At 75.7% G+C, this 8,601-nt stretch carries 11 protein-coding genes; 5 read left to right on the top strand and 6 right to left on the bottom strand.

The genetic code is table 11. The features are described from left to right. Nucleotides 1-97: 97 nt before the first annotated feature. From JUB12_RS03840 to JUB12_RS03850, 3 genes are read right to left on the bottom strand one after another with little or no spacing between them, the layout of a single operon-like run. On the bottom strand, nt 98-481 hold the full coding sequence (locus JUB12_RS03840; RefSeq protein WP_205698290.1) for a sulfocyanin-like copper-binding protein: 384 nt from the start codon (nt 479-481) through the stop codon (nt 98-100). Continuing rightward, a complete protein-coding gene (locus JUB12_RS03845; RefSeq protein WP_205698291.1) occupies nt 478-1,887 on the bottom strand; it encodes a DUF1501 domain-containing protein in 1,410 nt (469 codons plus the stop codon). The genes JUB12_RS03840 and JUB12_RS03845 overlap by 4 nt, the downstream gene beginning before the upstream one ends. 7 nt (nt 1,888-1,894) lie before the next feature. After that, complete coding sequence (locus tag JUB12_RS03850) at nt 1,895-3,259, bottom strand: DUF1800 family protein (RefSeq protein WP_205698292.1); 1,365 nt, start codon at nt 3,257-3,259, stop codon at nt 1,895-1,897. Between the two features lie 328 nt (nt 3,260-3,587). Between JUB12_RS03850 and JUB12_RS03855 the strand changes: the two genes are divergently transcribed. Genes JUB12_RS03855 through JUB12_RS03870 form a run of 4 tightly spaced genes read left to right on the top strand, consistent with a single transcriptional unit; the run spans nt 3,588 to nt 6,625 of the window. Further along, nucleotides 3,588-4,031 (top strand): hypothetical protein, encoded by a 444-nt coding sequence (locus JUB12_RS03855; protein WP_205698293.1) that lies wholly within the window; start codon nt 3,588-3,590, stop codon nt 4,029-4,031. Between the two features lie 33 nt (nt 4,032-4,064). Continuing rightward, nucleotides 4,065-4,913 carry a class I SAM-dependent methyltransferase gene (locus JUB12_RS03860; protein ID WP_205698294.1) on the top strand — a complete coding sequence of 283 codons (849 nt, stop codon included), beginning with the start codon at nt 4,065-4,067 and terminating at the stop codon, nt 4,911-4,913. Nucleotides 4,914-4,947: 34 nt separating this feature from the next. Then, nucleotides 4,948-5,235 carry a glutaredoxin domain-containing protein gene (locus JUB12_RS03865; protein ID WP_205698295.1) on the top strand — a complete coding sequence of 96 codons (288 nt, stop codon included), beginning with the start codon at nt 4,948-4,950 and terminating at the stop codon, nt 5,233-5,235. 46 nt (nt 5,236-5,281) lie between these two features. Next, nucleotides 5,282-6,625 carry a hypothetical protein gene (locus JUB12_RS03870; protein ID WP_205698296.1) on the top strand — a complete coding sequence of 448 codons (1,344 nt, stop codon included), beginning with the start codon at nt 5,282-5,284 and terminating at the stop codon, nt 6,623-6,625. On the opposite strand, the gene JUB12_RS03875 is transcribed toward JUB12_RS03870, so the two are convergent. Next, nucleotides 6,622-7,113, bottom strand: coding sequence for a hypothetical protein (locus tag JUB12_RS03875; RefSeq protein ID WP_205698297.1), 492 nt, complete (start codon nt 7,111-7,113; stop codon nt 6,622-6,624). The two genes, JUB12_RS03870 and JUB12_RS03875, sit on opposite strands and share 4 nt — an antisense overlap. Before the next feature lie 107 nt (nt 7,114-7,220). On the opposite strand from JUB12_RS03875, the gene soxR reads away from it, so the two are divergent. Next, complete coding sequence (gene soxR / locus JUB12_RS03880; RefSeq protein ID WP_205698298.1) at nt 7,221-7,673, top strand: redox-sensitive transcriptional activator SoxR; 453 nt, start codon at nt 7,221-7,223, stop codon at nt 7,671-7,673. On the opposite strand, the gene JUB12_RS03885 is transcribed toward soxR, so the two are convergent. Next, nucleotides 7,670-7,879 (bottom strand): hypothetical protein, encoded by a 210-nt coding sequence (locus tag JUB12_RS03885; protein WP_205698299.1) that lies wholly within the window; start codon nt 7,877-7,879, stop codon nt 7,670-7,672. The genes soxR and JUB12_RS03885 overlap by 4 nt on opposite strands. Nucleotides 7,880-7,906: 27 nt before the next feature. Beyond that, nucleotides 7,907-8,587, bottom strand: coding sequence for a hypothetical protein (locus JUB12_RS03890; protein WP_205698300.1), 681 nt, complete (start codon nt 8,585-8,587; stop codon nt 7,907-7,909). Between the last annotated feature and the right edge of the window lie 14 nt (nt 8,588-8,601).

Genomic DNA, 8,601 nt, shown 5'->3' on the forward strand with positions numbered 1-8,601 from the left:
AAGCTACGCCCGCGCTCGCGACGCCGGTGTGACCGGGATCACAGGCGCGACGCGGGCCGGCCCTCCCCGGTGCGCCGAGCCCGCAGCGGAGCGATGATCAGCGCCGGCGCGCCACGACCTTGAGCGTCGCCCGCATGCCGGCCTGGGCGTGGCCGGCGAGGGTGCAGACGAGCTGGTACCGGCCTGCCTCGAGGGTCAGCCGCTTGTCGCGCACCTCGCCGGGTGCCACCTCGCCGAAGCCGACGACCTTGCCCGTCGGGCGGCCCCGCCGGTCCAGACGCCGCACGACGAGGTCGTGGGGGTCCTCGCCGGCGTCGCGCAGCTGCACCAGGGCGCTGCCCGCCGTCACCACGCCTCGCGAGAGCGTGAAGCGGAACTCCTCGGCCTCGACGCCGAGGCGCGTGGGGGCGGCGGCCGTGGCGGGCGTCGCCGCGGTGGCACCGGTCGCGAGGATCGCGGCCAGGGTGAGCGCGCGCCTCATCGCAGGACCGCGTAGCGCGGGAGCTTGGCGGCGCCGGGGACGACGGCGGCGGCGTCCACGCCCAGCCAGCCCTCGGCCAGCGTCGCGTAGAGGGCGCGGAAGTCCGAGGTGGCGCGGACGTTGCCGTCCTCGTCGAGCTTGGCCAGGCCCGGGAACTCGCCGACGAGCCTGCCGGCCGCGCGGGTCCCGATGACCAGGCCCACGCCGGCGGCGCCGTGGTCAGTGCCCGACGACCCGTTCTCCTCGGCGCGCCGGCCGAACTCCGACCACACGTGGATGAGGACGCGATCGGCCAGGCCGCGGGCCTCGAGGTCGCGCTGGAAGGCCAGGAGCGACTGCGCGGTGAGCGCGAGGTTCTCGGCCAGCGACTGGGCCTGGTCGTCGTGGGTGTCGTAGTCGCCGGCGCCCTCGACCGCGACGCAGCGCAGCGGCAGCCCGGCGCCCAGCATCGCGGCGAGCGCGGCCAGGCGCTCGGGCAGCTCGTCGTCCTCGGAGGTCGGGTAGGGGACCGGCGCGACGATCTGCGGCGCGTCGTCGTCGCCGTCCGCGGGACGGAACGGCGCGAGCTGTGCGCGCAGCGTGCCGGCCTGCACCGCGCTCATCCCCGCCTGGCGCAGGGCGCCGTCGCGTGAGCTGGCATGGGCGGCGCCGAGCTCGGCCATGGCGCCGAGCATCTCGTCGCGCACGTCGCCCCAGACGTGGGCGGCGTGGAAGTCGAACTCCCGCGGCGAGCCGATGGCGGCGACCGGGACGCGCGCGGCAGCCAGCGCCGGTGCCAGGCGGGCGCCGAGCGCGAGGCCCTGCAGCGGGTTGTCGGGCGAGCCGGTCAGGTCCAGCACGCGGCCGAGCCAGCCGGTGCGCAGGCGGGCGTCCAGCGCGCCGACCTCCCAGAAGTGGCGCGAGGTGAAGTGCGACTGGTCGGGGTGCGCGTAGCCGACGGCGGGCAGGACGCTGACCTTGCCCTCGCGGTGCAGCTGGGCGATGGGCAGCATCGACGGGTGCCAGCGCAGCCGCGGGTCCTCGGCGAAGGGCTCGCCCGCGTCGCCCTCCAGCGCGAGGGTCTTGCGCAGCTGGCGGTAGCGCGGGTCGCCGACCGGGGCGAGGACCGACAGCGCGTCGGCGCCGCCCGGCAGGAAGACCGAGACGAGCACCTTGTCGCTGCCGGCGCCGGCCGCCGCGTGGGCGATGCCGTCGTCGAGCAGGGCGGGGGAGAGCCTGGACGCACCGTAGACGGCGAGCGCCCCGCCGACGGCGCGCGACAGCAACCGCCGGCGGCTGAGGCCGGTGCCCGCGGGCAGCGGCATCCCGGCCTCGACGGCGGGCAGGCCGGCGCCGGCGCGCGCGGCCGCTTCGTGCAGGAGCGTCGCGCGGGTGAAGTCCCGGCAGTGGCGGTGGGAGGAGGCCATGGCTGGGCTAGCTCGTGAGGAAGTCGGGGGAGGTGACGACGAGCACCCGCAGCGCGTTCTGGACCATCCGGGGGTGCTGCTGGCGCTTCCACTTCGCGTCCATGCGGGCGTTGGCGCGGGCGACGAAGGCCTCGAGGCGCGCCCGCGTCTCGGGCGAGGTCTGCGGGTCGCCCCAGAAGGCCAGGGCCTTGGCGACCGCCTCGCCCGGCGCCTCCTGGGCGTACTCGCCGTCCTTGATCACGGCCGGGCCGATGGCGCGGTCGGCGGCCATCCAGCGCCCGCGGAACGTGCCGGTGTCCAGCCAGCGCGACTCGTCCCAGCCCGCGACGTTGGGCGGCAGGAACAGGCGCTGGCCGGTCGTCTCGCACAGCCACGACCACGCCTCGGTGTCGACGCCGCGCCCGCGGGCGCGCAGCATCCCCGCCACATGGACGACCGGCGGCTTGACCATCCGCGGCCCCGTGTGGAGCGCGGGGTGCCGGAGGATCGCCTCGACGACGGGGCGGATCTGCAGGTCGCGCCGGTAGAGGCGCTCCAGCGCCTGCTGGTCGGCGCGCGACGGCGCCGTCGGGATGAACGCGCCCCAGAGCTTGCGCACGAAGAACGCCGGGTGGCGGGGGTGCTTGAGGCAGAGGTCGCAGGCGTCGCGCCAGCCGAAGCGCCCGCGCTTGGCGAAGATGCGCTTGACGCCGCGGTCGTGGAACGTCGGGTCGAAGCGGAAGCGCACCGCGCCCACCGCGTCGTCCCAGTCGTTGCGGAAGCCCGTGAGCGCGCGGGCCATCTCGCGCACGTCGCGCTCGGTGTAGCCCTTGCCGGCCCCGAGCGTGAAGAGCTCCATGAGCTCGCGCGCGTAGTTCTCGTTGGGCGACCAGCGGTTGTTCTGGGAGCCCGAGAGCCACAGGAGCATGGCCGGGTCCTTCGTGATGCCGTGCAGCAGGCCGCGGAACGAGCCGAGCGCGTGTCGGCGCAGGAGCTGGTTCTGGTGCAGCATCCACCTGGCCGAGGTGGCGTCGCGGCTCGTCGCGAACCAGTCGTGCCAGACGAGGGTCATGCGCTCGACGTGCGGGCGGTTGCTGCGGACCATGCGGTCCAGCCACCAGAGGTGGTCGTGGCCCCAGAGGTCGTTGGGCGCGATCGGCTGGCCCTTGCCGTCGGTGGGCGCGGGGCCGGTGAGCTTCTCGGCCGGCGGCCGCGTGAGCGCCTGCACCGCCCGTTCGAGGCCCAGGGCGGCCAGCGCGTCGGCCTCGCCGGGGCGCGGGCCCATGCCGGCGCGCCACAGCAGGCGCTCGGCCTCGGGACGGCCGAAGGGGCCGCGGTGGACGGGCAGCGCCGAGACGGTGGGACGCGCGGCCTTCTTCTTGGGCTTGGGCATCGGGCACCCGGGCAGTCGGCGTCCCGCCCGGGGGCTTGAGCGCGAGGGGCCGGAGCTGGACGTCCCGGCCCGGGAACGCGAAGAGCGGGCCCGGAGGCCCGCTCGTTCGGTGCTGTCAGCCGCGCTGCATGGAAGGTGTCCCAGGAGTCGTGATGCCTGGCGATCACTCGAAGTGCCGACGCAGTCGTCGGCTTGGCGGCTCCGCACCCCCTTGATCGGCCGCCGTCAGCGGGACTTGAGCGACGGATGCCGTCAAGGCCGAGCGCTACCGTGTCGATGAGGTCCTGGAGCGTGACGAGCAGGAGCGCTCCGGGTAGCCACGCCGCTCATGTCCTTCGCGTCGCGCAACTTCCAGGTGGTGGACGGGCCCGCCGGCCGCGAGGTCGCGATGTCCGCGCTGGTCTCCTCGGCCGACGCGCGCGCCCTGGCCGCCGCCCTCGGGTGGCGCCGCCAGCAGCAGTTCCTCGCGCCGGCGATGGAGTCCGCCGACGAGGTCCTGGCCATGCGGTCGGTCGTCGCGCTCCTCGACGTGCTCGAGGTCGTGGCCGACGGTCCGGGCAGCCCGATCACGCTCAACCGCGACCAGACCGCGCTGCTCGCCGAGGGCGCCCAGCTCTACATCGCCGATCGCGACGCCGACGACGGCTACCGCCCGCCCGCCGAGCGCGAGCGCCTCGGGCGCCTGCGCACGCTGGGCGACCAGCTCTTCGACGCGGTGACCGACTTCGCGGGCGCCGTCGACGAGGCGCGCGCCAACGGCCTCGTCGCCTAGCGCGCCGCCATCGCCTGCGACTAGGGTCGCGCGGTGCTCCCGCAGCGCGGACCCGAGGCCATCAGCCCGACGGCCCACTACACCGGCCACGTCTGGGGTCGCCACGGCCTGTCGGACCCCGAGCTCGCCACCCGCGAGGGCCGGCTGCTGTTCGAGCTGCTGCGTCCCGCGATGCTGGCGAGCAGGGTCCTCGGCGGGCCGACGGTCGAGGGCCAGCTGCTGGCCCGCCACCGGATCATCGACGCGGTCCTGGCCGACGCGATCGACGACGGCCGGGTGACGCAGGTGGTCGAGGTCGCCAGCGGGCTGTCGCCGCGCGGCCTGCGCTTCGCGCGCCGCTACGGCGACCGCATCACCTACCTCGAGGCCGACCTGCCGGCCATGGCCCGGCGCAAGCGCGAGGCGCTCGAGCGCGTCGGGGCGCTGTCGCGCCACCACCGGGTCGTGGAGCTCGACGCGCTGCAGGACTCGGGACCGCTGAGCCTCGCCGAGGTGGCGCAGGAGCTCGACCCGACCGAGGGGCTGGCCGTCGTGAGCGAAGGGCTCGTGAACTACTTCGACCGCGACGCCGTCGCGGCGATGTGGCAGCGCTTCGCCGCGGTCCTGCGGGCCTTCCGCACGGGGCTCTACGTGTCGGACCTCGTCCTGCGCCCGGCGGCGAGCGGGCCGGTGGCCCAGGCCTTCCTGCTGGGCCTCCAGGTCTTCGTCCGCGGCCGCGTGCACCTGCACTTCGAGGACGCCGACCAGGTCCGTCGCGCGCTGCGCAAGGCCCGCTTCACCGGCGCGCGGGTGCACCGCGGCGACCGCCACCCGGCCGCCCGCGAGCTGCGCGACGACCCGGGCTCGCGGATCGTCCGGGTGCTCGAGGCGCGCATCGGGTGATTCCGGGCGCCGTCCGGCGGGCAGGTCCGGGGGCGTGATCGAGGTCTTCCAAGCCGAGTGGTGCCCGTACTCCAGCATGGTGCGCGAGCGCCTCAACGAGCTCGACCTGCCGTTCATCTGCCGGCCGGTCGCCGCCGATCGCGAGAACCGCCACGAGCTGCGTGACCTCGCCGGGACGGAGAGCATCCCCGTCGTCCGGCTCGACGACGGCACGCTGCTCGCCGGCGACACGAAGGAGATCCTCGCCGAGCTCGACCAGCGCTTCCCCGAGCCGCCGGGCGCCGAGGCCCACCGCCGGCAGCTCGCCGCCCACCAGCGGTAGGGCTAGCCGACCCCACGGCCGGCCCGCCGTCTGGGACGGTGGCGCCATGGGGCTCTTCGGGGGACGAGGGGAGGACGGCAAGCCGCACCGGCTGCCGGGCTACGCGGCGCTCGCGCGCGAGGACGTCAAGGACGCCCGGCGCCGGCGGCCCGACGTCGACCTCGCGCCCTACGCCGCGGCGCGCGGCCTCGACCACCTCGGCTCGCAGAACGCGGCGGGGTACTTCGCCGCGCTGCCGCTCGACGAGCAGCTGCAGTTCAACGTCCTGCGCGGGACGCTGCCCGGCGGGCGTCCCGGCTGCCTGTTCCACTGGGTGCGCGCGTGGCCGGCGCCCAACGGCGAGTCCTCGGGCGGGACGTTCTACGGCTGGGTGTGGAACCCGCCGCTGCCGAAGGGCTGGTGGAAGCCCGACAAGAGCGACCTGCCCTACGTCGGCTGGCTCTTCAACGGCCGCGAGGTCGACTACGAGGAGGCGGTCGGCATCCCGCACACCGTCGCCGCGACGCTCGTCCCGGAGGCGTCGCTGCTCGGGCCCGGGCCCATCTCGTTCGACAACAAGAGCAAGCCCTGGCTGGTCGGCGGCCACCGCGAGAAGCTCGGCGCCCGGGGGCTGCGCGGCTTCGACCTCACGGCGGCGACCGAGCCGCCCGCCGCGGTCGTCGACGCGCTGATGTCCTCGCGCTTCCGCGACGTCCTGGCCAACGGCGGCGTGCGCCACAAGCTCTTCGAGCTGTTCGTCTCCCACGGGACGCTGTGCGCCCGGCGCAACGGGTTCGCGAAGACCGAGGCGGAGCTCGACGAGCTGGCAGAGGCGGTCTGCGTCGCGGGCGACGCGCTGCGCGATGCGTGCCTGGCCCTGGCCGACCCGCAGCCCTTCGGGCGCTCCCTCCCGACGGCCCCGTGGCCGCCGCAGGGCGTGTCGCTCAGCGGCCGCTTCCCGCCCAGCCCGTGGCTCGAGGCCTTCCACGGGCTGGCCGCGCGGACCGGGATGGTCCTCGAGGAGCCGGCGCTGCTGCACCGCGCCTTCCCCTCGCTGCCGGTGCCGGGGACCGCCTTTGCGGTGCTGCGCGGCGCGCTGCCCGAGAGCGGCCTGCCGGGCCGGCTGTCCTTCCACGCCGAGCGGCCGGTCAGCCGCGACAACCAGGGCCGCACGGCGGTCCTGCTCATGGCGCGGCCGGATGCGGCGACGACTCCGGCCGGCGGCGTACGGCTCGCCGACCGCGGCCTGACCTACGCGGTGCAGGACGGCGTCTTCAGCGCGTGGACGCTGCGCAGCAGCGCGCAGCTGGGCGACCTCGGCGACCTGTCCGGGCTCGTGCGGGGCGCGGTCGAGCTGGGGCGGGAGCTCGGCGTGCTGGTGGAGCCGAGCCCCGCGCCCGCGGCCGCCTAGGCGGCCGCCTGCTCCTTCGCCTCCTCGACCGCCAGCGCGAGGTAGCCCTGGCGCACGGTCTCGACGTGGCCGCGCTGGACCTGGAGGACCTCGGTGGCCAGCCGCTGGACGTCCTGCTCGGCGAGCTTGCCGGCCATCGTCTCGACGATCTCCCAGTGGCAGAGCTCGCCCGCCTCGGTCATGCTCAGGAACTCCAGACCGTCGAGCGCCTCGACCTCGTCCCCGAGGTAGGCCTCCTCCATCTCGCCGGCCTCCTGCTTGGTCTCGCGCGCCTTGTCGCGGATGGCGGTCTTGCGGCCCTCGAGGCCGTCCACCAGCGCGTCGGTCTTGCGCTCGGTCTCGGCGGCCTCCTCGGTCATGCGGCGCAGGTCGTCCTGGACGTCCTCGGCGCCCTTCATCCGCGCGACGCGCTTCGTGGCGTGCTGCGCGGCCTGCGCGAGGCCCAGCACCTCGGCGAGCTTCTCGTCCAGCGGGGTCAGGTCGGCCATGTCGTCGTCCTCCTCGTGTCGGAAACCGGTGGTCGCGACCGGCCTACCCCGTGAAGGGTGCCAGGCACCCGTTCAAGTTCGATCGAGGTTGAGGTAGGGTGCGCGCGATGGCGGAGTCCCTGACCATCGGCGAGCTGTCGGCGCGCACGGGCGTGGCGACCAGCGCGCTGCGCTTCTACGAGGACAAGGGGCTGCTGACGCCCGAGCGGACGTTCGCCGGCCACCGGCGCTACCCACGGCCGGTGATCCGGCGGGTGGCCTTCATCGTCTTCGCGCAGCGGATCGGGCTCTCGCTCCAGGAGATCCGTGCGGAGCTCGACAAGCTGCCGGCCGACCGCGCACCGAAGCGCGGGGACTGGGCCAAGCTCTCGGCCTCGTGGTCGGCGCGGATCGACGCGCGCATCGCCGAGCTCGAGCGGCTGCGCGAGGGCCTGGGGGAGTGCATCGGCTGCGGCTGCCTGTCCCTGGACCGCTGCAAGCTCGCCAACCCGAACGACCGCGCGGCGCGGGGCGGTCCGGGTCCGCGCTACTGGCTCGGCGACGCCAAGCCCGCGGCCTAGGTGCAGTCGCCGTCGGGGTCGGGGCGGCGCAGCCACGCACGCACCTCGCCGGCGACGACGACCGGCTCGCCGCTCGTGCGGAAGCCCATGACGGGCAGGTCCTCGCGCGCGATCGCGCGGGCCACCCACTCCTCGTCGACCTGCAGCCACTCGGCCACCTGGTGCGGGTCGAGGAGCGCGTCGTCCTCCGGCGCCGGCATCGCCATGGGGCGCAGTCTGCCCGGCGGCGGGGCTCAGCGCAGCTCGGCCAGCGGTCCGCCCCAGTCGGGCGGGGGCGGCGGGACGCGGTAGCCGAGGTCGACGCCCACCCCGATGTCGCCGGCGGCCCACTTGGCGAAGCTCTCGGCGAAGCGCTCCTCGCGCGCGGCGCAGCCGCCGGACACGCCGCCGTCGTCGCAGCCCCAGCCTGCGGGGATCGCGGCGTCCAGCCGGCGCTCGAGGGCCGTGGTGACGAGCGCGTAGTCGACGACGTGGCCCAGCTCGTGGAGGGTGAGGCGGATCGTCCCGCGCTCGCCGTAGCGGGCGGCGGCCGCGAGGTCGAGCGTCACGCGGTAGCGGCCGTCGTCCGTGCGGGCCTCGCCCGCGACGCCGGGGCGCAGCGTCCCGACGGAGACGGTGGTGAGGCCCGCGACCGCGTCGACGAGGCGGCGGGCCTCCGGCCGTGCGGCAGCCACCGCGCGCAGGACGGCCCGGCGGTCGCCGTCGAGCGTTCCCGGGGCGAACGTCAGCGGCCCCGGCGCGGGGACCTTGCGGACGTGCGCCGCGTCGGCCGCGGCGTCGGTGAGGCGGTACTGGGCGCCGTCGGCCTCGGGCCGCACCAGCGCCTGCGCGCTGCGCTGGGCCGTCGACCAGAGGACGGCGACGATGGCGGCGAGCAGCAGGGCCGGGACGAGGACGAGGCGGACGTCTCCCACGCCCGGGTCATCGG

It is taken from the genome of Conexibacter sp. SYSU D00693 (genome assembly GCF_017084525.1).
Taxonomy (GTDB): domain Bacteria; phylum Actinomycetota; class Thermoleophilia; order Solirubrobacterales; family Solirubrobacteraceae; genus Baekduia.

What these genes read in the sequence shown, in the direction of transcription:
- JUB12_RS03840 (WP_205698290.1), bottom strand. Translation starts at nt 481, where the DNA reads ATGAGGCGCGCGCTCACCCTGGCCGCGATCCTCGCGACCGGTGCCACC.
- JUB12_RS03845 (WP_205698291.1), bottom strand. Translation starts at nt 1,887, where the DNA reads ATGGCCTCCTCCCACCGCCACTGCCGGGACTTCACCCGCGCGACGCTC.
- JUB12_RS03850 (WP_205698292.1), bottom strand. Translation starts at nt 3,259, where the DNA reads ATGCCCAAGCCCAAGAAGAAGGCCGCGCGTCCCACCGTCTCGGCGCTG.
- JUB12_RS03855 (WP_205698293.1), top strand. Translation starts at nt 3,588, where the DNA reads ATGTCCTTCGCGTCGCGCAACTTCCAGGTGGTGGACGGGCCCGCCGGC.
- JUB12_RS03870 (WP_205698296.1), top strand. Translation starts at nt 5,282, where the DNA reads ATGGGGCTCTTCGGGGGACGAGGGGAGGACGGCAAGCCGCACCGGCTG.
- JUB12_RS03875 (WP_205698297.1), bottom strand. Translation starts at nt 7,113, where the DNA reads ATGGCCGACCTGACCCCGCTGGACGAGAAGCTCGCCGAGGTGCTGGGC.
- soxR (WP_205698298.1), top strand. Translation starts at nt 7,221, where the DNA reads ATGGCGGAGTCCCTGACCATCGGCGAGCTGTCGGCGCGCACGGGCGTG.
- JUB12_RS03885 (WP_205698299.1), bottom strand. Translation starts at nt 7,879, where the DNA reads ATGGCGATGCCGGCGCCGGAGGACGACGCGCTCCTCGACCCGCACCAG.